This is a genomic window from Flavobacterium sp. ZT3R18 (assembly GCF_007097385.1).
Taxonomy (GTDB): domain Bacteria; phylum Bacteroidota; class Bacteroidia; order Flavobacteriales; family Flavobacteriaceae; genus Flavobacterium.
In genome coordinates this window covers 160,327-184,489 of the sequence record NZ_VJZS01000005.1, presented here as the reverse complement: position 1 = coordinate 184,489, position 24,163 = coordinate 160,327, and the positions used below count along the sequence as shown (strand labels likewise).

General features: G+C 35.5%; 24 protein-coding genes. 7 read left to right on the top strand and 17 right to left on the bottom strand.

The window, feature by feature from the left end:
• Positions 1 to 70: 70 nt before the first annotated feature.
• From FNW52_RS07990 to dnaA, 13 genes are all read right to left on the bottom strand, one after another.
• On the bottom strand, positions 71 to 694 hold the full coding sequence (locus tag FNW52_RS07990) for a WbqC family protein (protein ID WP_143376925.1): 624 nt from the start codon (positions 692 to 694) through the stop codon (positions 71 to 73).
• Positions 695 to 777: 83 nt separating this feature from the next.
• The gene (lepB, locus tag FNW52_RS07985) at positions 778 to 2,391 is read right to left on the bottom strand and encodes a signal peptidase I (protein WP_143376924.1); all 1,614 of its coding nucleotides are present in this window, start codon (positions 2,389 to 2,391) and stop codon (positions 778 to 780) included.
• 12 nt (positions 2,392 to 2,403) lie between these two features.
• Entirely contained in the window at positions 2,404 to 3,957 is a 1,554-nt protein-coding gene (gene lepB / locus FNW52_RS07980) for a signal peptidase I (RefSeq protein WP_143376923.1), read from the bottom strand.
• Between the two features lie 191 nt (positions 3,958 to 4,148).
• A complete protein-coding gene (gene dapB, locus FNW52_RS07975) occupies positions 4,149 to 4,877 on the bottom strand; it encodes a 4-hydroxy-tetrahydrodipicolinate reductase (protein ID WP_143376922.1) in 729 nt (242 codons plus the stop codon).
• Between the two features lie 48 nt (positions 4,878 to 4,925).
• Positions 4,926 to 5,489: a DUF5683 domain-containing protein gene (locus FNW52_RS07970; RefSeq protein ID WP_143376921.1), complete on the bottom strand. Its 564-nt coding sequence runs from the start codon at positions 5,487 to 5,489 to the stop codon at positions 4,926 to 4,928.
• Positions 5,489 to 6,388, bottom strand: a complete 900-nt coding sequence (locus tag FNW52_RS07965) for a ParB/RepB/Spo0J family partition protein (protein WP_143376920.1) — start codon at positions 6,386 to 6,388, stop codon at positions 5,489 to 5,491. Before FNW52_RS07965 ends, FNW52_RS07970 begins: the two co-directional genes overlap by 1 nt.
• A gap of 4 nt (positions 6,389 to 6,392) precedes the next feature.
• Positions 6,393 to 7,160, bottom strand: a complete 768-nt coding sequence (locus tag FNW52_RS07960; RefSeq protein WP_143376919.1) for a ParA family protein — start codon at positions 7,158 to 7,160, stop codon at positions 6,393 to 6,395.
• Positions 7,161 to 7,703: 543 nt separating this feature from the next.
• Complete coding sequence (locus tag FNW52_RS07955; RefSeq protein WP_185965938.1) at positions 7,704 to 8,585, bottom strand: SDR family oxidoreductase; 882 nt, start codon at positions 8,583 to 8,585, stop codon at positions 7,704 to 7,706.
• Positions 8,586 to 8,825: 240 nt separating this feature from the next.
• Positions 8,826 to 9,953 (bottom strand): methionine aminotransferase, encoded by a 1,128-nt coding sequence (locus FNW52_RS07950; RefSeq protein ID WP_143376918.1) that lies wholly within the window; start codon positions 9,951 to 9,953, stop codon positions 8,826 to 8,828.
• 323 nt (positions 9,954 to 10,276) lie between these two features.
• The gene (locus FNW52_RS07945) at positions 10,277 to 10,999 is read right to left on the bottom strand and encodes an SAM-dependent methyltransferase (RefSeq protein ID WP_143376989.1); all 723 of its coding nucleotides are present in this window, start codon (positions 10,997 to 10,999) and stop codon (positions 10,277 to 10,279) included.
• A 139-nt stretch (positions 11,000 to 11,138) separates the two neighbouring features.
• Positions 11,139 to 11,729, bottom strand: a complete 591-nt coding sequence (locus FNW52_RS07940; protein ID WP_143376917.1) for a Uma2 family endonuclease — start codon at positions 11,727 to 11,729, stop codon at positions 11,139 to 11,141.
• Between the two features lie 46 nt (positions 11,730 to 11,775).
• Positions 11,776 to 12,243 carry a low molecular weight protein-tyrosine-phosphatase gene (locus tag FNW52_RS07935; protein WP_143376916.1) on the bottom strand — a complete coding sequence of 156 codons (468 nt, stop codon included), beginning with the start codon at positions 12,241 to 12,243 and terminating at the stop codon, positions 11,776 to 11,778.
• Positions 12,244 to 12,250: 7 nt separating this feature from the next.
• A complete protein-coding gene (dnaA, locus tag FNW52_RS07930; protein WP_116762314.1) occupies positions 12,251 to 13,678 on the bottom strand; it encodes a chromosomal replication initiator protein DnaA in 1,428 nt (475 codons plus the stop codon).
• A 184-nt stretch (positions 13,679 to 13,862) separates the two neighbouring features.
• Between dnaA and FNW52_RS07925 the strand changes: the two genes are divergently transcribed.
• Entirely contained in the window at positions 13,863 to 14,267 is a 405-nt protein-coding gene (locus tag FNW52_RS07925) for a thioesterase family protein (protein ID WP_116762312.1), read from the top strand.
• Positions 14,268 to 14,297: 30 nt separating this feature from the next.
• Here the strand turns inward: FNW52_RS07925 and FNW52_RS07920 are convergent, their stop codons facing one another.
• The 3 genes from FNW52_RS07920 to ribD form a co-directional block, all read right to left on the bottom strand.
• Complete coding sequence (locus FNW52_RS07920; protein WP_143376915.1) at positions 14,298 to 14,927, bottom strand: YigZ family protein; 630 nt, start codon at positions 14,925 to 14,927, stop codon at positions 14,298 to 14,300.
• Between the two features lie 155 nt (positions 14,928 to 15,082).
• Positions 15,083 to 15,688, bottom strand: a complete 606-nt coding sequence (locus FNW52_RS07915; protein WP_143376914.1) for an HAD family phosphatase — start codon at positions 15,686 to 15,688, stop codon at positions 15,083 to 15,085.
• Positions 15,681 to 16,724 carry a bifunctional diaminohydroxyphosphoribosylaminopyrimidine deaminase/5-amino-6-(5-phosphoribosylamino)uracil reductase RibD gene (gene ribD / locus FNW52_RS07910; protein ID WP_143376913.1) on the bottom strand — a complete coding sequence of 348 codons (1,044 nt, stop codon included), beginning with the start codon at positions 16,722 to 16,724 and terminating at the stop codon, positions 15,681 to 15,683. Before ribD ends, FNW52_RS07915 begins: the two co-directional genes overlap by 8 nt.
• 544 nt (positions 16,725 to 17,268) lie before the next feature.
• Here ribD and FNW52_RS07905 point away from each other — a divergent pair.
• From FNW52_RS07905 to FNW52_RS07885, 5 genes are all read left to right on the top strand, one after another.
• Complete coding sequence (locus FNW52_RS07905) at positions 17,269 to 17,754, top strand: GNAT family N-acetyltransferase (protein ID WP_143376912.1); 486 nt, start codon at positions 17,269 to 17,271, stop codon at positions 17,752 to 17,754.
• Positions 17,755 to 17,854: 100 nt separating this feature from the next.
• Complete coding sequence (prmC, locus tag FNW52_RS07900; protein WP_143376911.1) at positions 17,855 to 18,742, top strand: peptide chain release factor N(5)-glutamine methyltransferase; 888 nt, start codon at positions 17,855 to 17,857, stop codon at positions 18,740 to 18,742.
• Positions 18,743 to 18,788: 46 nt separating this feature from the next.
• On the top strand, positions 18,789 to 19,247 hold the full coding sequence (locus FNW52_RS07895; protein WP_143376910.1) for a GNAT family N-acetyltransferase: 459 nt from the start codon (positions 18,789 to 18,791) through the stop codon (positions 19,245 to 19,247).
• 501 nt (positions 19,248 to 19,748) lie between these two features.
• Positions 19,749 to 20,339 carry a superoxide dismutase gene (locus FNW52_RS07890; protein ID WP_143376909.1) on the top strand — a complete coding sequence of 197 codons (591 nt, stop codon included), beginning with the start codon at positions 19,749 to 19,751 and terminating at the stop codon, positions 20,337 to 20,339.
• On the top strand, positions 20,336 to 20,791 hold the full coding sequence (locus FNW52_RS07885; RefSeq protein WP_143376908.1) for a tetratricopeptide repeat protein: 456 nt from the start codon (positions 20,336 to 20,338) through the stop codon (positions 20,789 to 20,791). The genes FNW52_RS07890 and FNW52_RS07885 overlap by 4 nt, the downstream gene beginning before the upstream one ends.
• Positions 20,792 to 21,117: 326 nt before the next feature.
• Here the strand turns inward: FNW52_RS07885 and FNW52_RS07880 are convergent, their stop codons facing one another.
• A complete protein-coding gene (locus FNW52_RS07880; protein WP_185965937.1) occupies positions 21,118 to 22,362 on the bottom strand; it encodes an ABC transporter permease in 1,245 nt (414 codons plus the stop codon).
• 333 nt (positions 22,363 to 22,695) lie between these two features.
• Between FNW52_RS07880 and hisS the strand changes: the two genes are divergently transcribed.
• Positions 22,696 to 24,066 carry a histidine--tRNA ligase gene (gene hisS, locus FNW52_RS07875; RefSeq protein WP_143376907.1) on the top strand — a complete coding sequence of 457 codons (1,371 nt, stop codon included), beginning with the start codon at positions 22,696 to 22,698 and terminating at the stop codon, positions 24,064 to 24,066.
• The last annotated feature ends 97 nt before the right edge of the window (positions 24,067 to 24,163 follow it).

The window sequence follows — 24,163 nt, the reverse complement described above, 5'->3', positions numbered from 1 at the left end:
AATGACAAATAAAGCACACAATTAGTGTAGGAAGCTTAAATTTGTATCTTCTTCTAAGAAACTTGGAGGTTTATCGAATCAGCACTTGACTTTTCAAATAATCCATAGCATATTTCCCTTCATTGAATAATAAATCTAAGACACTTAGATTATTTATAAATCCGTGTTTGTCATCAAAAACTTGAGTGTAGTTTTCAAAAACTGAACCATCTTTTTTTCCATTTATTAAATACCGAAAATCAGTAACTATTTTAGGATCTATTTCATGGAAATATTCGGTTGTGGTGCTAAATTCTATTTTCATTCGCAAACATTTTGACAGTACCTCTAAAGTTTTAAAATTGAGATCCATCAAAAAAGTATGTTTTTTTTGAAAAATGGGAAGTAAATCATCTTCAAAAAACTCGAAGAAAGGGGAACTTCTATAAGCTGCTTCCAGCGATTTGAAATGCTGTTTCTGCCAATCAAACTCAGACTCAATTTTTATGTCTTTGGTCTTCTGATGGCTTAAATTAGAATGTTTTATTGGGATGTTTAATAATTGAATTCCGTTTGGACTATAAATATAAGTTCTATTGCGATTGGTTTGTTTCTGAAAATTATCCTCCATTTCAAACGTAATACTGTCGGATTGAGCCATAGCCGCAAAATGACTTATGGAAGGGAAATAGGAGGGATGTAGTAGAATATTCATTGTTTTTAAGGTTTTGAGGTTATGAGGTTATATCGTTTAGAAGGTTTAGCTAAAAACCTAAACCTTCTAAACGATATAACCTTCTAAACTTTTTTTCTCTCTTTTCTTTTTTTCCAAAAATAGTCGCCAACAAAAAAGGCTACAAGAGCAATTAAGAAATGAATTAAATAAGATTTAGGCTCTCCATTTTCATTTACGAAAGAGAAAACTCGATTCCATCTTACTTTCTGAATTCCTTTCCCATCCTTATCCCAACTAAACCAAATGAATACTGGCTTGCCAACCACATGATCAAAAGGAACATATCCCCAAAATCTTGCGTCTAAAGAGTTTTGGCGATTGTCTCCCATCATCCAATAATAATCTTGTTTAAAAGTATAGGTGCTAACTGGTTTTCCGTTTATTATAATTTTGTCACCGTTAACCAGTAATGTGTTTTTTTCGTATTCCTGTATGATGCGTTTATAAAATGGAAGTGTTTTTTTGTCTAATTTAATTGTCTCTCCTTTTTTTGGAATATAAATAGGTCCAAAATTGTCTATGTTCCATCCTAACGAATGGATGTGAGGAAATACATCTCCATCTTCTCCCTTTGGAAGTAAATATTTTTTGACGCCTTTAACCACTGGATTATTCGCTATTCTGCTTGCTTCGTTGTCGGTTAATGTCAATACATATTCTCCGTTATTGGTCAATGCAAAATCTCCATTGCCGTCCTTCAAACCATCTCTAGCGCCATACATGTGTACTAGGGAACTCTGATCCATACTAGTACCTTGAGTATTTACAAAAAAGTTATATTGAAGTTTTGCACTTTCTGGCAATTTGCTCGGTTTTCCATTGATGTAAATGTTTCCTTCACGAATCTCCAAAGAATCTCCAGGTATAGCAACACAGCGTTTTACTAAATTTGTTTTTTTGTCAATCGGTTTGTAATAATTTCTTGTTGGTTTAAAATTATCCATATCCAATAAAGTATCCGCGGGTTGATTAAAGACTACAATTTCATTGCGTTTAATCGTTTCAAACGAAGGGAATCTAAAATAGGGTAATTGAAACTTGTTTAAAAGTGAAGTTTCCTTTTTCGTAATATCATCATTGAATAGGTATGACTTTACCCCTAAAAACGGAATTGAATCATGCACCATAGGTAGCGCAATTGCTGTCATAGGAGTTCTTGCTCCAAAATTTAATTTACTCACAAATAAAAAATCGCCAACGTACAATGTTTTTTCTAATGAAGAAGACGGAATCGTAAAGGGCTGTATAATATAGGTGTGAACCAAAGTAGCAACAATTATAGCAAAAAGTAAGGAACTAATGGTGTCAGAAGTTTTATTCTCTGGGGTTAAGTTTCTCTCTGCTTTGTAATTTAATTTTTGCGTATAATTAATGTAATAAATATAAAAACCCAAAGTAATAATGACCAAAAAAGTATCTAAACTTGAATTTTTCCCAAAGCTTCGTAATGTTTCAACCCAAATAACAGGAAACATAATCAGGTTGATGATTGGGATAAAAAGCAGTATAGTCCACCAAGTAGGTCTACCAATGATCTTCATTAAAACAATTGCATTGTAAACTGGAATTACAGCTTCCCAGCGTTTTCTTCCTGCAATTTCATATAATTTCCATGTTCCTAAAAAGTGGACAATTTGAATAATTATAAAAAAAATAAACCATTGGTATAGTGACATAATCTACTTTTTTTATAATTCTTTTTTCTCTTTTCTTTTTTTCCAAAAATACTCACCAACAAAAAAGGCTGCAAGAGCAATCAAGAAAAATTTAAAGTACGGTTGTGGTTGTCCTTCTCCGCTAACGGTGGTAAATACTCTTTCCCAACGAACTTTCCCTAAACCTTTACCATTGGTATTCCAGCTCATCCAAATGAAGATTGGTTTTCCTACGATGTGATTTTCTGGAACATAGCCCCAATAACGGCTGTCTTCAGAGTTGTGACGATTGTCTCCCATCATCCAATAATAGTTTTGATCGAAGGTATAGGTTGTGGCAACTTTACCGTCAATTCGAATCTCATTGCCATTTACTTTCAGATCTTTTTTCTCGTAATCGGTAATGATGGTTTTGTAGAAAGGCAATGTTTCGGTTGTTAAAGCGACTGTTTTTCCTTTCTGTGGAATATAAATTGGACCAAAATTATCACGGTTCCATTTGTGAATATGCGGAAAAATACCGTCCTCTACCTCTTTAGAAATAATTCTATTTACTGAAGTGATTCCAGGAACATTCCTTAATCTTTCGGCTCCAGCGGCAGTTAAGGCACTTGCAAAAAGGGTGTCTCTTGACTCGTTAATAAATCCTGCTCCATCGGTAACGTCCATATCTTTGAATAGGTATTCAAAATCAATAGGAGTTTTGCCATTCAAAGCTATATTATAAGAGAACTGTGGTTTTGCACGCTCCGGCAAAATCAATTCTTTTCCATTAATGTACACTAACCCGTCTTTTATTGATAGGCTGTCTCCAGGAATCCCAACGCAACGTTTTACATAATTTGATTTTTTGTCAATAGGTTTGTCAACTCTAAGTCCAGATCGGTCTCTGAATTTGAAAACGGTATCAGCTGGCCAGTTAAAAACGACAATATCGGTGCGATTAATAGTTTGCAAACCTGGAAGTCTAAAATAAGGCAATTGAGGCCAAGTCAAATATGATTTTTGTTTGGTCATAGGAATGGTATCGTGTACCATTGGCATTGCCACAGTTGTCATAGGAACTCTTGCTCCATAATTCATCTTGCTTACAAATAAAAAGTCTCCAACCAATAAGGATTTTTCTAATGACGAGGTTGGAATCGTATACGGTTGAATCAAATAGGTATGAACAATAGTAGCTACAATCACTGCAAAAAGTAAAGAGCTAACAGTATCTGCGGCTTTATGGTCTGGACTTAAATTTCTATCCGGTTCATACGTTAAAGTCTGGGTATAATTAAGATAAAAAATATAAAATCCTAAAGTTCCAATCACAAGCAATGTGTCTATAAAAGATTTTTTACCAAAACTACGAATAGTCTCTACCCAAATAACCGGAAACATGATAAGGTTGATAATAGGAATAAAAAACAAAATCGTCCACCAAGTTGGTCGTCCGATTATTTTCATTAAAACAATTGCATTGTAAACTGGAATTGCAGCTTCCCAACGTTTTCTTCCAGCACTTTCGTACAATTTCCAAGTTCCTAAGAAATGAATAGCTTGAACGGCTAAGAAAAATATAAACCAAAGAGATAGTGTCATGATTTTAGAATTTAGATTTTAGAATTTAGATTTTAGACTATTTTCTAATTGGATTTTAGTCCCGATAGCTCCCGATAATTATCGGGACGGGATTTTTATTTTGAATTTAATTTTTCCCTAATTTGGATTTTGGCTCTTCGGCTTAGCTCAGGGTTAAAATTTAATTTTATTTCCTTTTTTGGAATTTGACTTTAATTTAAGCCTAATACATCTTTCATCGTAAAGACACCGTGTTTTCCAGCCAGCCATTCGGCGGCAATTACGGCACCTAAGGCAAAACCTTCACGATTATGGGCGGTGTGTTTTATTTCGATAGCATCCACTTCAGAGTTATAGGTTACGGTATGAGTTCCGGGAACTGTTCCTGTTCTAATGGCTTCAATGTGAATTTGCTTCGCCTGTTCGCTGTCGCTCGGGTCGTTTTCTTTGGGATTGTCTAATGTCCAATTGGTATAATGACTGTTTTCAATAACACCTTTGGCTAATGAAATTGCTGTTCCACTTGGTGCGTCTAGTTTTTGATCGTGATGAATTTCTTCCATATCCACTTTGTAATGATCAAATTTAGACATGATTTTGGCTAAATATTCGTTGAATTCAAAGAATAAATTGACTCCTAAACTAAAGTTTGAACTGGAGATAAAACCACCATTTTTAGCTTTACAAAGTGCAATCATCTCATCATAATGTTCCAACCAGCCAGTTGTTCCAGAAACTACAGGTACATTGGCGTTGAAACAATTAGAAATATTACTAACGGCAGCTGAAGGTACGCTGAAATCAATAGCGACATCTGCAGTAGAAAGTCCGTCATACGTATTGAATTCGTCTTTCTTCAAAACGATTTCATGTCCTCTTTCTAAAGCAATTCTTTCGATCACTTGTCCCATTTTTCCGTATCCTAAAAGCGCAATTTTCATTTGTTTTTTGTTTTTGATTTTTAAAAAGAAACGAATGGTATTTCGAATCTAAAAACGATAATTAAGGGTTAGTCCCAAATTTGATTTTAATGTTACAGTATTTGGATTAAATTCTGGTCGTAACGATAAATTTTCACTGACATTAAACTGTATCAAGGCCGCATCAACATTGGCGTCTATAATGTTTAAAACGTAAAATCCTAATGCAAATAAAGCCGATAAAGAGGCGTTTCTTTTGTAAAAATTTTGAGCGCTAATTAGTTGTGTGTCGGTTTGATTTGCGTAATATGGGTCTGGATTACCGGCTAACCTGCTTTTGTAAGCTTCTCTATATTGGTTGTAGAGTTTTGTATTGTCAATGTATAAATAAACACTGGTTCCAATCGCACCGTAAACGATTGGAATTTTCCAGTATTTTTTATTGTAGGCTTGGCCTAAACCTGGTAAAATTGCCGAGTAAAAAGCGGCTTTTGCAGGTGTTAAGGGGTCGTATTTGTCTGATTTTATTGTGTCTTTTGGTTTTAGGACAGCATCGTCTGTTTTTGCTTGCGCAAAAAGGGATGCGTTTCCAAAAAGAAAAAGAAGTAGGCCTATGGAAATGATTTTATTCACTACCCTTTTATTAATTTTATAATTCTATTGAAGTCTTCTTCAGAATGAAATGGAATGGTAATTTTACCTTTTCCGTTTCCTGCCACTTTTACATCAATTTTCGCTCCAAAATACTGATTAAATGTATCTTTATCTTCATCTTCAATTACAAAAGAAGATGATTTAGACGGAAGTACAGGTTTTGGTTTTAAACTTTCATGGTAGTTTTTTACCAAGGTCTCTGTTTCTCTAACCGAAAGATTTTGACTTACAATTTTTTGATAAATATCCGTTTGAACATCGTGGTCTTCAATATTGATGATCGCTCGACCGTGACCCATACTGATAAAACCGTCACGAATTCCAGTTTGAATGATTGGGTCTAGTTTTAAAAGTCTTAAATAATTGGCTATAGTAGAACGTTTTTTACCCACTCTTTCGCTCATTTGTTCTTGAGTCAATTGAATTTCGTCAATTAATCGCTGGTAAGAAAGCGCAATTTCTATTGGATCTAAATCATGACGTTGGATGTTTTCAACCAAAGCCATAACAAGCGATTCATTATCGTTTGCAATACGAATGTAAGCAGGAACGGTTGTCAAACCAATCAAAGTAGAGGCACGCAAACGGCGCTCACCCGAGATTAATTGGTATTTGTTGAAGTCTAATTTACGAACCGTAATAGGTTGAATAACACCTAATTCCTTAATGGAGGTGGCTAGTTCTCTAAGCGATTCTTCATTGAAATTACTTCTGGGCTGAAATGGATTTATTTCTATAGCATCAATTTCAAGCTCTATAATATTCCCAACAACTTTATCGGCATTTTTATCATCTACAGATTGAATATCGTTTTCAGGATCTTTTAATAATGCAGATAAACCCCTTCCTAAGGCTTGTTTTTTTATTGCTTTTGACATAGAACTATTTACTGTTTTTCTTTATAATTTCTTGAGCTAGGTGTAAATAATTTATAGCTCCTTTGCTTGTAGCGTCATAGTTTATAATGCTTTCGCCAAAACTAGGTGCCTCACTCAATTTTACATTTCTTTGAATCACTGTGTCAAAAACCATGTCGTTAAAGTGTTTCTGAACTTCTTCTACCACCTGATTCGATAAACGCAATCTAGAGTCAAACATCGTCAATAATAAACCTTCGATATCCAAATCTGGATTGTGAATTTTTTGGATACTTTTGATGGTATTCAATAATTTACCTAAACCTTCTAAGGCAAAGTATTCGCATTGAATTGGGATAACCACTGAGTCGGCCGCTGTCAAGGCATTCAAAGTTAATAGTCCAAGAGATGGCGCGCAATCAATGATGATGTAATCATACTTGTCTTTTACGCTTTCTAATGCTTTTTTAAGCATATATTCTCTATTTTCTTTGTCGACCAATTCTATTTCAATCGCAACAAGATCAATATGTGCTGGAATTACGTCTACATTTGGCGAGGAACATTTTATGATCGCCTCCAATGGAGTGTGGCTGTGTTCGAGAATTTGATACGTCCCAATCTCAACCGTTTCTACATCAATTCCTAAACCTGATGTGGCATTTGCCTGAGGATCAGCATCTATTAGTAATACTTTTTTTTCTAAAACACCCAACGAAGCCGCTAGGTTAATAGAAGTAGTAGTCTTTCCAACTCCACCTTTCTGATTCGCAATCGCTATGATTTTGCCCATTTATTTTCTAAATTTTGAACGGTAAAAATACAATTATTTATGGGTTTTGAAAATCTATTTTGTTAACAAAAACAAATAGTTTTTACATGCACCAATTAATACCAAATTATGGGATAAAAAAAAGTTACAGCATGTTCCGCAACAGATAATGCTAACAACAGTATTAGTCTTCAAAACCCTGAAAGGGTGTCATGATTATAGAAATAAAAAATTCCATTTTTCAAAAACCCCGATAGGGGTGGTATTTTCACGTGGGAATGTTTAATTTCACGGAGGCTGTTTTTTAAATTTAAAAAGGCTAAATTATTTCACACCCTTCGGGGTTTATATGCAACACCATGAAATTTCTATAATCATGACACCCTTTCAGGGTTGGAGTAAATTCTAGTGTGCTATTTGGTTAATCGCAACAATACCGTTTATTCTTTGTTTTTTGGTAACTATTATAGCTGAAAAAAAAGAGAACTACACGAATAGTTCTCTTTAATTTAAATTTACCAATAGCTGATTACTGTTTTCGGAACACTGTAAACTTGAACACTGCTAACTTTTTTTCTTTGCTTTAATCATCATTTCTAATTGATCCCAAAGCTCTTCGGGTATGGCTTCCAGTAAATTGAATTGTCCTGCGCCTTTCAACCATTCGCCTCCATCAATAACAATTACTTCTCCGTTTACATAGGCAGAAAAGTCCGAAACTAAGTAAGCGGCTAAATTGGCTAGTTCTTGATGGTCGCCAACGCGTTTCAAAGGTACTTTCTTGGCCATGTCAAATTTTTCGGCTAGATCTCCGGGTAACAATCGATCCCAAGCTCCTTTGGTAGGGAAAGGTCCTGGTGCAATTGCATTGGTGCGGATTCCGTATTTTGCCCATTCTACAGCAAGACTTCTGGTCATGGCAAGGACTCCCGCTTTTGCAGTAGCACTCGGTACCACATAAGCCGAACCTGTCCAGGCATAAGTAGTAACAATATTTAAAACGGTTGCTGAAGTTTGTTTGGTATCTATCCAATGTTTTCCAAAGGCAAGGGTGCAGTTTTTGGACCCTTTTAAAACGATATCAATTACAGTGTCAAAAGCATTGGCTGATAAGCGTTCAGTTGGCGAAATGAAATTCCCAGCGGCATTATTCAGTAAAACATCTACTTTACCAAAAGCTTTCAACACTTCTTGCAACATGTTTTCTACTTCTTCATAATGACGAACGTCACATTGTAGCGGTAAGCAGGTACCACCCGTTTCGGCTTCCAATTCTTTTGCCGTGTTTTTCAGTTTTTCTAAATCTCTAGAAGTGATGGCCACTTGTGCACCTAACTCTAAGAAATATTTGGTCATCGCTTTTCCTAAGCCACTTCCGCCTCCTGTAACTACTATTACTTTGCCTTTCAGGGCATCGTCTCTCAACATTTTATCGGTATAACTCATAATTTATATTTTTTTGGATTGTAAATATAGATAAAAAATAGTATGCATGCATAATAAAAATCAATAAAATTTAGTTTTCAGTCTCAGTTTTCGGTCTCAGTTTTCAGTCTTAGTTTTCAGAATTGGTTGTTAATATTGTAATTTTGTTTCTTAAAAATGTTTGAAAAAAGGGTTCAATTTTAGAGCTGTTTTTATAGTTAACACTCTTTTTGAGTTGATAACTGAGACTGCACCTGAAAACTAAATTTCACACAACCTCTTCGCGGCTTCTTCTAAAGTATGATTGTCTTTGGCAAAGCAAAAGCGTATTAATTTTAAATCTTTTCCATCGGCATAAAAAGTGGATATGGGAATAGCGGCAACTCCATAATCCGTAATTAATCGTTTGCAAAAATCTACATCATTTTCGTTAGATATCTTGGCATACGATACTACTTGAAAATAGGTCCCTTCACAAGGCATTAGCTCGAACTTGCTATTTTGTAATAATGCTCTAAAATAATCTCGTTTTTCCTGATAGAATGAGCCGATTTCGTTTACGTCAACTAGATCTATGTATTTGGAAACAGCCACTTGGCAAATACTGTTGACGCTAAAAACCAAAAACTGATGTGCTTTTTTGATTTCTTTCATCAAGTATTCGGGCGCTACAAGATAGCCGATTTTCCAACCCGTGACATGAAATGATTTTCCAAAAGAAGAAACCATGATGCAGCGGTCGAGCAGTTTTGTTCGAGTGTGAGTCGAAAGGTGCTTTTGTTCGAAAGTGATGTATTCGTAAACTTCGTCTGAAAGTAATAGGACATCGGGGTATTTTTCTAAAAGTGCTTCCAGGTTCTCAAAATCGGATTCGTTTAGAATTTTCCCTGTGGGATTATGTGGATTATTGATGATAATCATTTTGGTTTTATCCGAAAATGCATTTGCAATAATTTTCCAATTGGGTGTGTAATCATCGTTGAGGGCAATATGTATGGGTTTTGCCTGGCTTAATAGAATGGGTGCTTCGTAGCAATCATAGCTTGGATCCAGTATGATGACTTCGTCATCTGGTTTTAATAAAGCCAGCAAAGTTGTAAAAATGGCTTGAGTGGCACCGGCTGTAATGAGTATTTCGGTATCGGGTAGGATGTTGCGGTTGTAAGCCGTTTTTACCAATGTTGCAATTTTGGCTAACAAAGGCGGATAGCCGGACATGGGAGTGTATTGGTGTACATCTTCGTGAGCCAGTTGGGAAACAATTTGAGTCAGTCTTTCGTCTACAGGAAAGTTTGGAAATCCTTGCGAAAGATTGATTGCGTTGTATTCGGCAGCCATTTTGGACATAACCGTAAAGATGCTGGTTGTTACATTGGGTAGTTTACTCATGTAATAAATGAATTTATTTTAGGAGTATAAATATAGTTGATTTATCTTTATTTTGCTTTTTTAGGAGTGAAAAATGAAGGGGTTTTAATTCGGAATGTGGTTTTGAAAATCCTCGTTTCTTGATAAATGATGTTCGAGAAAATAAATGTTTTGGTTTAAAACAAAAGTTCTTGTGAGCTGCGTGAGGGATAGGAGTAAGCTACCGAAGTAGCATGGATAGCCCGACCACAATAGAAAAAGGGGCGTCTCTAGATAATCTAAAGTAGCCCCTTTTTCTATTGCGGTCACGCCCAAATGATTTTGAGTGTAGCTAATTTATGTTTTTACATTTTATGAATGATGAAAATAGTAGGGCGATTGTGTAAATCGACGGTTTCTTTTTTCCAGGCTGCGGCTCTTTTGGTTTTGATGTATTCGGTTGGGAGTGTGATGTCTGTGGCAATGCAGAGGTAGGTTTCTGGATTGATGGCTTGGAGAATATCTTCCAACATTTTGTTGTTTCTATAAGGTGTTTCTATGAAAATCTGGGATTGATTTTTGTCTAAAGATAATTTCTCTAAATTTTTTAGAGCGGTTTTCTTTTCTCCTTTGTCTATGGGTAAATAGCCATTGAAGGTAAAGCTTTGGCCGTTCATTCCTGAGGCCATCATGGCTAACAATATGGATGATGGGCCAACAAGCGGTACCACTTGTATGCCTTTGTCATGGGCCAGTTTTACAATTACAGCACCTGGATCGGCTACTCCGGGGCATCCGGCTTCGCTCATGAGTCCCATGTTTTTGCCTTCCAATAAAGGTTTGATGAACTCTTGGTGGTCTTTGGTTTCGGTATATTTATTGAGGACAAAAAGCTTTAATTCCGATTGTTTTTTCTCGGGATTGGTCAGTTTGATGGATTTTCGAGCTGTTTTGTCATTTTCGACCACGTAGTAGTCAATTAGATCAACGCATCTTTTAATGGTTTGTGGTAATACATCCATAGGGTCGCAATCGCCCATGGTTGTTGGGATTAAATATAGTTTTCCAAGAAGAGGTGTTGGTTTCATACGAGATGATATTTGTTTTTTAAATGGATCCCGATAGCTATCGGGAGGTATCGCCATTCTATATGATTCTAGTGTTTTTTGAATCATGGCGATTTCATAAAGGGGGTAACTTTCGGGTTTTAGAAATAAGAAGCTTTTGTTATAGGACTCTATAAAAAATATCTTCGATGGCAATATCCAATTCTGGAAAAAGCGGGCTTTTTATGTTTTCGCCTTCTACTAATGGTTTTTGGCCAATGTATTCTCCATTTTTTAAAGAGTAAATTAAAATCATTCGGTCTGCGGGCTCGATTAGCCAATATTCTTTAACTCCTGCTTCTAAATACAAATTAAATTTAGTGTGTATGTCGTGCTTACTGTTGTTTGGAGAAATAATTTCGACTATCAAATCGGGTGCGCCATTGCATCCTTTTTCGTCTATTTTGCTTTCGTCACAAATAACGCAAAGGTCTGGTTGTACGACTGTAGTGTCCTTTTTTGCCGATTTTATGGGTAAACGAACGTCGAATGGGGCTTCAAAAACGCGACAAGGTTTTTTATGAAAGTTGATGTAAAAACAACCATTCAAATTGTGTGATATTCCTTGGTGTCTGGAACTTGGTGCAGGACTCATTTTGCGAATATATCCTTTTATGAGTTCCACACGTTCTTGAAATTGCCAAAGCAAATAATCAGAATAGCTATAGGTTTTGGATAAATCCAAGTCGGAAAAGTTTTTTACTACAGGCATAAGAAGTCCATTTTGAGCAAAGTTATAAAAAACTTATTTAGTTTTCTTAGGAATGTTTGGCAATCAATTTGTGGGCAATGACTTCGCAGGCTTCGTCTAGCATTTTATAGACCATGTCAAAACCATTTGCCAAGCCGTAGTAAGGATCTGGGACGTCTACATTTTCTTTTGGAAAGATTTCGTTCAAAATGAGTTGTACTTTGTTTTTTTGCGATTCGTTTTTGGTCAATTCAATTACATCATTATAATTGTTGTTGTCCATCACGAAGATGTAATCAAAAGCATCGAAATCCGATTTTTGAAATTGTCGTCCTTTTTGATTGGAGATATTTAAGCCATTTTTTTTGGCGGTGTCTATAGAACGGTTGTCCGGAGCACGACCAATATGCCAAGAACCGGTTCCTGCTGAATCTACAAGAAATTTTCCTTTGGGAAGTTTAGAGGCTAATATGCCTTCTGCCAAAGGCGAACGGCAAATATTACCCAAACAAACCATTAAAATTTTGACAGGCATACTGCGTTTATAGCGTTAATTTTGAATTAATATCCTCAACATACTTTTTGAATTGTTTGTCGGTAGCTACTAAGTTGTCTACTGTTTTACAGGCGTGTAAAACGGTTGCGTGATCGCGATCGCCTATTTGTGAACCAATATTGGCCAATGAGGCTTTAGTGAATTTTTTGGCAAAAAACATAGCCAGTTGTCTAGCCTGTACAACGTGTCTTTTTCTTGTTTTGGATTGTAACGTCTCTAAATCCAATTGGAAATAATCGGAAACAATTTTTTGGATGTAATCGATAGAGATTTCTCTTTTTACATTTTTCACAAATTTCTCTACGACACTTTTGGCAAGTTCGATAGTCACTTCTTTTTTGTTGAAAGAAGATTGTGCGATCAAAGAAATAATGGCGCCTTCAAGCTCACGAACATTCGATTTGATGTTGCGCGCTACATATTCTATGATTTCGTTTGGAATTTCAACTCCATCACGATATAGAATGTTTTTTAAGATAGAAATTCTAGTTTCATAATCGGGTTGGTGCAACTCGGCAGATAATCCCCATTTGAAACGAGACAATAAACGTTGTTCAATATCTTGCATGTCAACTGGAGCCTTGTCTGAAGTTAGGATTACCTGTTTGCCGTTTTGGTGCAAGTAATTGAAGATGTGGAAAAACACATCTTGCGTTCCTGATTTTCCAGATAGGAATTGAACGTCGTCAATGATTAAAACATCGATTAACTGGTAGAAATGAATAAAATCATTTCTATTATTTTTCTTAACCGAGTCAATATATTGTTGAGTGAAAATTTCGGCCGAAATATATAAAACGGTTTTTTCAGGATATTTATCTTTGATTTCAACACCTATAGCGTGAGCTAAGTGTGTTTTCCCCAATCCAACACCTCCGAAAATCAATAACGGATTAAAAGACGTACCTCCTGGTTTGTTGGCAACAGCCATACCAGCAGAACGGGCTAATCTATTAGAATCTCCTTCAAGAAAATTATCAAAACTATAGTTCGCATTCAATTGTGATTCGATTTTCAAATTACGAATCCCAGGAATGATAAAAGGGTTTTTTAACTCAGGGTTTAGGTTTTTAAAAGGAGCATCTACCTCTTGGGCTTTCATTGGAGCTCTATTGGCACTTGGCAATTGTTCCGTAAACGGTTGTTTATTGCCATAAGTGTTTTCCATTTTGATTTTATAAAGTAACTTTGCGTTTTTGCCAAGTTCTTTGGTTAGGGCCACTTTTAGTAATTTTACATAGTGTTCTTCTAGCCACTCGTAGAAAAATTTACTAGGTACTTGAATGTATAATGCATTATCGGTAAGTTCAACTGATTTGATAGGCTCGAACCAAGTTTTGTAAGCCTGATCCTGAATGTTGTCCTTTATGAAGGACAGACAGTTTTCCCATACTGATTGTGCAGTTTTGTTCATATTCTAGTTAAATTATTTCTTATTAGGGTACTTATTCTCTTATTAAAAGAATGTAAATAATATTCTTTTTTCGGGATAACAAATATGTGAACAATTATCTGTAAAAAAAAATAATTTAGGTTATAATTTTTAGAAATATTGTTGTAAGGCGCTTTTTTAATTTTAAATTTTTAATACATAATTAATGAAAGATCATCAAATTCAAGTTCGTGTTCGTTATTCAGAAACAGACCAAATGGGGGTTGTTTATCATGGAAATTACATACCCTATTTTGAGATAGGAAGGGTTGAATGGCTTAGAAACAAAGGGATTTCATATAAAAAGATGGAAGAAAGTGGTATCGCATTACCTATTGTGAATATGAATATCAATTATAAAAAATCGGCAGTGTATGATGAGCTGTTGACGGTACACACGGTTTTTAAAAGTCAGACGTCTGTGAAGATTGAATTTGATTGTGCGATTTACAATGAAGCAAAGGAGTTATTAACAACTGCCCAATTTATGTTGGTTTTTGTGTCCTTAAAAACGGGTAGACCAACGGCTCCTCCTGATTACATTTTGGAACTACTAAAAACTTTTGAATAATAATCAAAAGGAGTTCTTTTTAATGAGAATTTATAGTTTTATTATGTCAATTTCAAACAAAGATTTAAAAATGTCGAATACCATTTCGGCATTTTTTTTTCTGGTTTTTATTACAATTTTGCCAATGGGTAAATTGGTATCTTCATTTATTTCCATTTCTTGGGATACAATATCTAATTTTTTTTCTTTGATCACGCGCATGACTTTGTTCATGTTTTTATAGTCAAACGAAATTTGAAAATGAATATCAATTGTTTTTTCGATGATTTCAGAAGATTCCAAGGTAATTTGTGCTGATGTTTTGTACGCCGAAATTAATCCGCCCACTCCCAGTTTTACGCCACCAAAAATTCGAACCACCACTACAAGAACGTTGGTAAGTCCAAAAGATTGTATTTGGCCATAAATAGGGGTGCCTGCGGTATTGCTTGGCTCTCCGTCATCATTGGCTCTGTATTGAATGGTTTCAGTGCCTATTTGATAGGCATAACAGTGATGACCAGCGTTGGGGTGTTGCTTTTTTAAGGTTTCGATAATGGGTTTTACTTCATCCTCCAACTCAATTGGAAAAGCATAACCGAAGAATTTGCTGTTTTTTTCTTTGAAAAGGGTTTCTTCAGAGGGAAGTGCAATGGTATTGTAGGTGTCTTTCATGTTCAATGGCTAAAATCAATGGCAATATCAATTTCAATGGCAAAAATCAATTTGAAATTAAAAATCAATTTAAAATTTAAATACTAGGAGGCTAGTGAGTTTTATTTTTTTTATTTTTTCATTGCCATTGATATTGAAATTGAATTTTGCCATTGATATTGTTATTGAATAATTTTTTTATCAAACAAATCAACCACGTCTTCTTTTCCAACCTGTAGATTCCATACTTGAAAGCCGAGCTCTGATGCTGCATCAGTATTTTCTTTTTTATCATCTATAAATAAGGTTTGTTTGGCTTGTAGTCCGTTTTGATCGAGTACATAGTTGTACGTTTCGGCATTGGGTTTTCTCATTCCAATTTCATAAGAAAAATAAATTTTTTCAAAACATTGGTAGAAAGCACTGTAAAAAGAAATTCCGAATTTTTGTTCGAAAGTTTCAATGTGAATAGCATCGGTATTGCTTAATAAAAACAATCGGTATTTTTTGGAAAGCATTTGAAGGAATTCTAATCGGTACAGTGGGAAGTCAAGCAGTATGGCATTCCAAGCTTTCGAAATGTCTTCGATGGATGCATTGGAAGTATGTTTTTGAATTCCAGACAAAAACTCTTCTCCAGAAATAGCTCCTACTTCATAGTGTAAGTTCAGTTGGTCTAAGTCTTCATTCCAATGGGATATGCCGAGATCTTTTAAGCCATCCATAGAGGCTTGCTTGTCTAAGTTGATGAATACATCTCCAAAGTCAAAAATAATAGTATTAATCATGGTTTCTAGCTATTATAAGTTCATCATCGCTGATTGCGTTTTTTTCGTAGATTGATTTTGAGATTTGTGGGGCTTTTGTTCCATTGCCAAATGTCAATTTCCCAATAAATAGTCGAGCTTCATCCCAAAGATTGGCATCGATAAAGGTCTGCAACGTTTGAAGGCCACCTTCAATAATAACCGATTGAATTTGATGTTGGAATAAGACTTCTACGATTTGGGTCGCTACATTTTGTTTAAAATCAATTACTTCAAAGATAGTGTTTTCTTTGTTGACTGCATTTGTTGACTTGGTAAATACAATAGTTTTAATTTGATTGTCAAAAACAGCGTTTTCTTCTGGAATGCGATTGTTTTGATCCAATACTAATCGGACGGGGTTGTTACCGTGCCAATCTCTCGCATTCAGTTTTGGGTTGTCATCAATAACAGTTCGCGTTCCCACCAGAATGGCTTGTTCCTCGGTTCTCCATTTATGAACCAATTGTCTGGAATAGGCATTGGTAATCCAAACTGGTTTTTTTTCAGATTTTTCAAGAGGGGCAATAAATGCATCTTGGCTTTCGGCCCATTTTAATATAATATAAGGTCTCTTCTTTTGATGAAAAGTAAAAAAACGTTTGTTGAGTTCGTTGCATTCGTCTTCAAGTACACCAATAGTAACATGAATCCCTGCTTCGATTAGTTTTTTGATTCCGTTTCCCGCCACTTTGATGTTGGGATCTACGGTGCCTATAACTACATTTGGAATTTTATTTTTTATAATCAAATCGCAGCAAGGCGGTGTTTTTCCAAAATGGCTACACGGTTCCAAGCTCACATAAATAGTCGCTTTTTTTAGCAATGATTTATCTTGTACCGAATTTACGGCATTGACCTCGGCATGGGGTTCTCCTGCTTTTTTATGCCACCCTTCGCCTATGATTTTTCCATCATAAACAATGACGCTCCCAACCATGGGATTGGGGTAGGTGGTTCCTAGTCCGTTTTTGGCTAAGGCTATGCAACGGCTCATGTATTTTTCATGTATCTTCACTTTGCAAAAGTAGTAATTTTGGAATTAGCTCCGAAGCTTAAGGGCTAGTTTTAAACTTAGGATGTAGCTTATTCGCTTTTAATTCAATAGGGCTGTATTCTAAAAGAAACAGCATTTAATTTTAACTATATAAGAAATATAAGGTCATTTAAGCTGGATGAAAAAGCAATAACTTATCTGTTCTTATATTTCTTATATGGTAAACCTTTTCATCACGATCTATACGCTCGAAGCGTCGGGATCGGGGGTCGGGAGTGTTTTTTTAATATCGGTTTAAAAGGAATGTAAGTTAAAATTGCTGTTTATTATAGGATTAAGTAATAAATAGTTGTGTCAGTATACTAGAATTTTAAATCTGCGAAAATCTGCGGAATCTGCGTGCCAATTTTTTTACGCAGATTTGGCAGATTTAAAAGTAAAAATATTGAAGCATAAGTTTCTTTATAGATTAAGAAGTAGTTTTTTTTAAGTGAATGCTTTGCTTTGGATGTTTTACCATTTACAATCTCTATTTTTGCGGTTAGAATTAATAATAGTGTACGTCATGGATAATTGGATAATTAGAAAAATACAGAAAGAAGACAATCAATCGGTTGCTCAATTAATACGATCCGTTTTTGATGAATTGAACATTCCGAAAGTAGGAACGGCTTATGAAGACCCGTATCTTGATTTGATGTTTGAGGAATACAATAAACCAAGATCTGCTTATTTTGTAGTCGAAAAAGAGGGGCGTATTATTGGTGGGGCAGGAGTGGCGCCACTGGCAAACGAAGCCGAAATGTATTGCGAATTGCAAAAAATGTATTTTCTGCCAGAAACCCGCGGACAGGGAATAGGTAGCCAGATGATGGAGCGATGTTTGCAAAGTGCCCGTGATTTTGGTTTCGAAAAATGTTATCTGGAAACCATGCCTTTTATGCTCGATGCCCAAAAGTTGTATAGGAAAGTAGGTTTCGAAAATATTTGTTCTCCAATGGGAAGTACAGGGCATACAAGTTGTCCGGTTTGGATGCTGAAAGAATTATGATTTTAGATTTTTGATTAACGTCCCGATAGCTATCGGGATTGATTTCAGATTTATGACTGAAAGCTGAAAAAATAAAAAATATTCCTATTTGGAAAAAAACATGAAAATAAAAGAATACAGAACTCAATTTATTCAAGAACTTACTTCGATGTATGATGCAGGTGAAGCGGAGAGTTTTTTCTATTTGATATTAGAAGAAAAGCAACAATTAAAAAGAATCGATTTGGCTTTGCAACCTGATTTGGTTTTTTCGGCATCAGCAATCAAGGTTTGGAACGCGATTTTGGAACAATTAAAAATGGAGATTCCGATTCAGTATTTGTTGGGGAAAACGAGTTTTTATGGATTGGATTTTGAAGTGAATGAAAATGTTCTGATTCCGAGACCCGAAACAGAAGAATTAGTAGATTGGATTTTAGAAAGGCAAAAGACAAAAGGCAAAAGGCAAAATATAAAAATTCTAGATATTGGGACAGGAAGCGGGTGCATTGCCATTTCGTTGGCAAAAAATCTTCCGAATGCTAAGGTTTTTGCGATTGATGTCTCTGAAAAAGCTTTGGCTACTGCCAAAAAAAATGCGATTCTCAATGAAGTAAATGTTACGTTTATAGCGCAAAATATTCTTGAAGTGGTCTCCCTGAGCACAGTCGAAGGGTTAGAACAAGAGTTTGATATTATTGTTTCGAATCCGCCCTATGTTCGGAATCTAGAAAAAGAGGAAATAAAGAAAAATGTCTTGGAGCATGAACCTCATTTGGCTCTTTTTGTGGAGGATCATGATGCCTTGATTTTTTATAGAAAAATTGGGGAGTTGGCTCAGAAGAACCTATCCAATTCAGGACAATTGTATTTTGAAATCAACCAATATTTAGGGAGGGAAATGGTTGATTTATTGGAAGGGATGGATTTTATGGATATCGAATTACGGAAAGATATTTATGGGAATGATAGGATGATGAGGGGAGAAGGCAGATTCCTTAATAAATAATTCAGATAGTTAGCTGCAAACATATAACCAAGAAACCTTGAGACAAATGATTGAAATAAAAGTATATAGTAACGATAATCAAAATGATATCGACAAAATGTTAAGTGAAATTGCCAATGAATTTGACATTCCTATTTCTAACCAAAGCGCAGCAATAACAGCCAAATTAATTGATGAATACTGGGTCGCACTCAAAGGCGATGAAGTAATTGGAACTATTGGTATTCTAAAAATAAAAAATAGAAATGCCGTTTTGAAAAGAATGTTTGTAAAGAAAACTTTTCGTGGAAGAGAATTTGGTGTGTCTAGTTTGCTGATGCAAAAAGCATTTGATTGGTGTAAGGATGAAAACATAAATTATATTTATCTCGGAACAATGGATCAATTTAAAGCAGCTCATAAATTTTATGAAAAAAATGGATTTCAAAAAATAAGTAAAAATGCATTGCCGACTGATTTTGTTAATAATCCTGTTGACGATGTATTTTATAAAATAAATTTATGAGTTGGTTAAAGACCGTCTTGTCTTATTAATAGGTTTACTTACGCTGCGCAATGTCTTCCGACTTTTGCGCTTTTTTTATGTTTCTTAAAAACGTTAAACATAAATAAGAGTCTCCCAACTTTTTTTATAAAGATTTATGTGAATTAAAGATTATTTCTAGAATTATGAAAACGACAAAATAATTAGATTGTTACTTTATCAGTTTGATTGTGAATTTGTTTTGTGTAGTCAGCGTGTGTGTCATAGTCCAAATATTATCAAGTTAATAGTTGATAGCTAACAGGTTAAAAAAAACTGTTTGGATAGCGTTTCCTAACAGGTTTTTTTTTAACCTGTTTAGGTATAAACATAATTTACTTATTTGTTAACTTAATTACATTATACCATAGTCGGTTAGCTTTTGCTTAGCACATAGGCTATAATAAAAAAACACGTCTAAAATATTTTTTAGTCTAAACTAAATTTATATTTTTGTAAATCTAAATTTTAAAAATAACGACTATGTATCAACTTCCAGAATTGCCTTATGCAAAAAATGAACTAGCACCAATAATTACAGAAGAAGGTTTTGACTATCACCACGGAAAACACCATTTGACTTATATTACCAATTTAAATAATCTGATAAAGGATACGGAATTGGAAATGAAATCGATAGAAGAAATTATCGACTGGAGTGCCAAAGAAAATCAAACGGCTTTGTTTAATAATGCTGCACAGCACTTTAACCATGATTTTTATTGGAAATGTTTGTGTCCCAATAGTGGCGGAAAATCGGTTGGTTTAATAGATGATTTACTGACGAGAGATTTTGGGGGTTATGAGAATTTTAAAAGTGAATTTTCTGAAAAAGCAACAAAATTATTTGGTTCTGGTTGGACTTGGCTTGTGCAAGACTTAGACGGAAAACTGGAAATACTTGCCTTAAAAGATGCCAATACACCATTACTCTATAATAAAAAACCTTTGTTAACCCTTGATGTTTGGGAGCATGCTTATTATATAGACCATAGAAACGCACGACCCAAGTTTATCGATGGTTTTTGGGAAATTGTAAATTGGGATTTTGCTAATCTAAATCTAAAAAAATGAGTGATGCCTGTGTAAAACATGTTGAGTTGGCCTGGAAAGTCAAAACAACGATAGCCAATCAATATTTTAATGACGGAATTTATGATCTCGCCTTGTTGGGGTATTTAGAAGCTTTGGCGAGAGCCGAAGTGTTAAACAGCAATGGTTCTCAGAACCTGAAGTTCATTCCTTCGGTGCAAATAATGGTTATTTCGTACACCAATTTATCGAATACTTATTTGGAATTAAAAGATTATAAAAGTGCGAAGAATATGTACACCCGAACGGTTTGTTTCTTGCTTTCGACACTGTATTCAAAAGGAAAAAGCAAGGAGAATACCAAGAATATTGATTCCGCTTTTAGAAATGTATTTTTGTCCTATAGCGCTTTTCTAAAGCAAATAGGAAAAGAAACTAAAAATGATGTTTTACTCAATCAAATCAAAAAAATTGTTGACTCTGAATTCATTTAGTTTTGGGTTATGGCAATTACTTTTTTTAGAAGCAAAACTCCCGACTTTTCCCTGAATTTTATTTTCAAGAAAAGATATTGTATACACTAAATTTCTCGTTTTACGGGGTTTGCGTGAGGGATAGGAGCTAGTTACCTTGTAACGTGGATAGCCCGACCACATTAAGAAAAGGGGCTAACGTAGCATACGTGCTAGTTGCCCCTTTCCTTAATGCGGTCACGCCCAGATTGTTCTTAGAAGCAGTTTTTTTTCAAAAGGCGAAGGGCAAAAGGCAAAGGGCGACAGGCAAAAGTCTGAAGGTAAAAACTAAAAATTGAGACTGAAAACTATTCATATCGCAACGCCTCAATAGGATCCAGATTTGCCGATTTTATGGCGGGATACAAACCAGAAACTAGCGCTACGATAAAACTGGTTACAAATGCCGCCATAATCGCTCCCCACGGAATGACGAATACAAAATCGATTGCGGTTGATATGCCATAGCCAATTAAGATTCCGAAAATTATTCCGACCAAACCGCCTAATTGCCCAATAAGTAATGTTTCTATGAAAAACTGAAAGGCAATGGTTGTTTTCTTGGCTCCCAAAGCTTTTCGGACTCCAATTTCTCGGGTGCGTTCCGTAACCGAAACAATCATGATGTTCATCAAGGCGATAGACGAGCCTAAGATGGTAATAATCCCGATGAGCCATGATGCAAATCCGAGGTATTTGGTAATGCTTAGGATTTTATTGATCAAATCATCACTTCGCACTATGGCGAAATTATTGTCTTTTATTGGACTTAATTTTCGGACTCTGCGCATGGTACTATTGGCGTTGTCGATGGCTTGGTCGAGCAGCTCTTTTTTGTCAACCATAACACTCATGGTGTAGTTGATGTTGGGGGCTGTAAAGAGGGAACGGGCGACTTGTATGGGAATCAAAACCCTTAAATCTTGGCTGTTCCCAAAGGTGGATCCTTTTTCTTTTAGGACTCCAATGACTTTGAATTTGGCACCTCGTATCGAAATCGTTTTGCCAATGGGGTTTACGTCTTTTAGGATTCCTTTTTCAAAATCGGAACCTACAACGCAAGTATAGGTATTGTTGGAGATGTCAAAATTGGTAAAGTTTCTGCCCGAATTGGTTTCGAGTCCCGAATTGGTCAAAAAATGCTCATCGACCCCCAAGACGCTTATTTCGGGATCGGTTTTGGTGGCTTCATATTTTACTTCGGCAGTCGTGGTTGCGGTAAAGGATAGCGATGTTTCGGTCAGCGGGTAACTGTATTTGTTCTTAAAAGCCACCGCCTCGGGATAGGAAATAATAGGATTTATGATTTCGCGTTCGCCTCCGCCACGTCGTCGAGAGTTGTTTTCGTATTGATTGATATTGAAAGTATTGGATCCCATAGAAGCAAAATCAGACGACAATGTATTTTCTAGCGCAGATACAACGGTTAGAATTCCAACCAAAGCCGTTATGCCAATAGCGATAATCATTACGGTTAGTATCGTTCGCAACAGTTGAGTTCGGATCGAACCAATCGCAATTCGGATATTTTCTTTAAATAGTTTTAGCATCATGATGGTTTGACTCGAAAATACAAATTTTGTTACAATTATGGTTTCAGAAATTCCTCTAAATGTTTTTTAGGAGCTATTTCCAGCTATCCGCTTGTATCTTTTCTAGTCCCGTTAGAAAAAACGGGACTAGAAAAGGATACCGCTTCTATCTGGGCTAGGGCATTTCGGTATTAAAGAGCTTTAAAATTAAATCACAAATTTATCAAACGGAATTATTTTAAAAGTAAGATATTTGCAGGATGATTTAAAAGGATGATTTTGGATTCAATACTCTTTGCTTGAATCTAAAATCTAAAATCTAAAATCTAAAATCTAAAATTCTAAATTAAAAAAATGGCATCAAAACCGAGTATTCCAAAAGGAACCAGAGATTTTTCACCAGCTGAGGTGGCAAAAAGACAATACATTATCCAAATTATAAAAAGCAATTTCGAAAAATTTGGATTCCAACCTATAGAAACTCCTTCATTCGAAAACTCCGAAACCCTAATGGGAAAATACGGAGAAGAAGGAGACCGATTGATTTTTAAGATATTGAATTCGGGGGATTTTTTGTCAAAAGCCAATGCTGCTCATTTAGAGGCTAAAGACAGTACCAAACTAACTTCGAGTATTTCGGAAAAAGCGCTTCGTTATGATTTGACCGTTCCCTTTGCACGTTACGTAGTACAACACCAAAACGAAATTGAATTCCCTTTTAAAAGATACCAAATCCAACCCGTTTGGCGTGCCGATCGTCCGCAGAAAGGGCGTTTCAGAGAATTTTTTCAATGTGATGCCGATGTGGTAGGTTCAAAATCTCTGTGGCAAGAAGTAGAGTTGGTGCAATTGTATGATTCCGTTTTTACCGCTTTGGGTCTAGAAGGCGTAACCATCAAAATCAACAATAGAAAAATACTTTCTGGAATTGCCGAAGTCATTGGCGCATCCGATAAGTTGATTGACTTTACGGTAGCGTTAGACAAACTCGACAAAATAGGCGAGGACGGAGTAAAGAAAGAAATGATCGAAAAAGGAATTTCTGAAGAAGCAATCATAAAAGTACAGCCTTTATTCAATTTCACAGGAACGATCTCGGAGAAAATCGAAAAGCTTTCGGTTTTATTGTCTTCGTCAGCCGAAGGAATGAAAGGAGTTGAAGAACTTCGTTTTATTTGCGATAATGTTATCAATTTAGGATTGTCAACGGCAAGTTTAGATTTAGATGTGACATTAGCCAGAGGATTGAATTATTATACAGGAGCTATTTTTGAAGTGGCTGCTCCCAAAACAGTTGCAATGGGTTCCATTGGAGGCGGTGGACGCTACGATGATCTTACTGGAATTTTTGGACTAAAAAATATGAGCGGAGTAGGCATCTCTTTTGGACTCGACCGAATCTGTTTGGTTATAGAAGAGTTAGGGTTGTTCCCAGAAACGGTAACGTCTACCTCAAAAGCGTTGTTCATCAACTACGGCGAAAAAGAAGCGTTCTATTCAATGAAAGCCATCAAGGAATTGCGTGCTGCTGATATAAAAGTAGAATTGTATCCCGATAATGCCAAAGTAGCCAAACAGTTTCAGCACGCCGACAAACGATTTATTCCTTATGTGGTAATAGTAGGAGAGGAAGAAATAAAAGAGAATCAGTATAGTTTGAAAGATTTGGTTTCTGGAGAACAAAGAAAAGTGGGACTCGAGGAATTAAAGGAAATTTTAAAATAAACAAAAAGGCTATCTGTAATGGATGGCCTTTTTTAGTTTACCAATTCACTATTAATTAAAGTAAGGAATAAAAGCGGAGATATTTTTAAAGTTTTTT

Bases quoted from the DNA above. Each gene is read 5' to 3' on its own strand.
- FNW52_RS07990 (WP_143376925.1), bottom strand. From the start codon at position 694: ATGAATATTCTACTACATCCCTCCTATTTCCCTTCCATAAGTCATTTT.
- lepB (WP_143376924.1), bottom strand. From the start codon at position 2,391: ATGTCACTATACCAATGGTTTATTTTTTTTATAATTATTCAAATTGTC.
- lepB (WP_143376923.1), bottom strand. From the start codon at position 3,957: ATGACACTATCTCTTTGGTTTATATTTTTCTTAGCCGTTCAAGCTATT.
- dapB (WP_143376922.1), bottom strand. From the start codon at position 4,877: ATGAAAATTGCGCTTTTAGGATACGGAAAAATGGGACAAGTGATCGAA.
- FNW52_RS07965 (WP_143376920.1), bottom strand. From the start codon at position 6,388: ATGTCAAAAGCAATAAAAAAACAAGCCTTAGGAAGGGGTTTATCTGCA.
- FNW52_RS07960 (WP_143376919.1), bottom strand. From the start codon at position 7,160: ATGGGCAAAATCATAGCGATTGCGAATCAGAAAGGTGGAGTTGGAAAG.
- FNW52_RS07955 (WP_185965938.1), bottom strand. From the start codon at position 8,585: ATGAGTTATACCGATAAAATGTTGAGAGACGATGCCCTGAAAGGCAAA.
- FNW52_RS07950 (WP_143376918.1), bottom strand. From the start codon at position 9,953: ATGAGTAAACTACCCAATGTAACAACCAGCATCTTTACGGTTATGTCC.
- FNW52_RS07945 (WP_143376989.1), bottom strand. From the start codon at position 10,999: ATGAAACCAACACCTCTTCTTGGAAAACTATATTTAATCCCAACAACC.
- FNW52_RS07940 (WP_143376917.1), bottom strand. From the start codon at position 11,729: ATGCCTGTAGTAAAAAACTTTTCCGACTTGGATTTATCCAAAACCTAT.
- FNW52_RS07935 (WP_143376916.1), bottom strand. From the start codon at position 12,243: ATGCCTGTCAAAATTTTAATGGTTTGTTTGGGTAATATTTGCCGTTCG.
- dnaA (WP_116762314.1), bottom strand. From the start codon at position 13,678: ATGAACAAAACTGCACAATCAGTATGGGAAAACTGTCTGTCCTTCATA.
- FNW52_RS07925 (WP_116762312.1), top strand. From the start codon at position 13,863: ATGAAAGATCATCAAATTCAAGTTCGTGTTCGTTATTCAGAAACAGAC.
- FNW52_RS07915 (WP_143376914.1), bottom strand. From the start codon at position 15,688: ATGATTAATACTATTATTTTTGACTTTGGAGATGTATTCATCAACTTA.
- FNW52_RS07905 (WP_143376912.1), top strand. From the start codon at position 17,269: ATGGATAATTGGATAATTAGAAAAATACAGAAAGAAGACAATCAATCG.
- prmC (WP_143376911.1), top strand. From the start codon at position 17,855: ATGAAAATAAAAGAATACAGAACTCAATTTATTCAAGAACTTACTTCG.
- FNW52_RS07895 (WP_143376910.1), top strand. From the start codon at position 18,789: ATGATTGAAATAAAAGTATATAGTAACGATAATCAAAATGATATCGAC.
- FNW52_RS07890 (WP_143376909.1), top strand. From the start codon at position 19,749: ATGTATCAACTTCCAGAATTGCCTTATGCAAAAAATGAACTAGCACCA.
- FNW52_RS07885 (WP_143376908.1), top strand. From the start codon at position 20,336: ATGAGTGATGCCTGTGTAAAACATGTTGAGTTGGCCTGGAAAGTCAAA.
- FNW52_RS07880 (WP_185965937.1), bottom strand. From the start codon at position 22,362: ATGATGCTAAAACTATTTAAAGAAAATATCCGAATTGCGATTGGTTCG.
- hisS (WP_143376907.1), top strand. From the start codon at position 22,696: ATGGCATCAAAACCGAGTATTCCAAAAGGAACCAGAGATTTTTCACCA.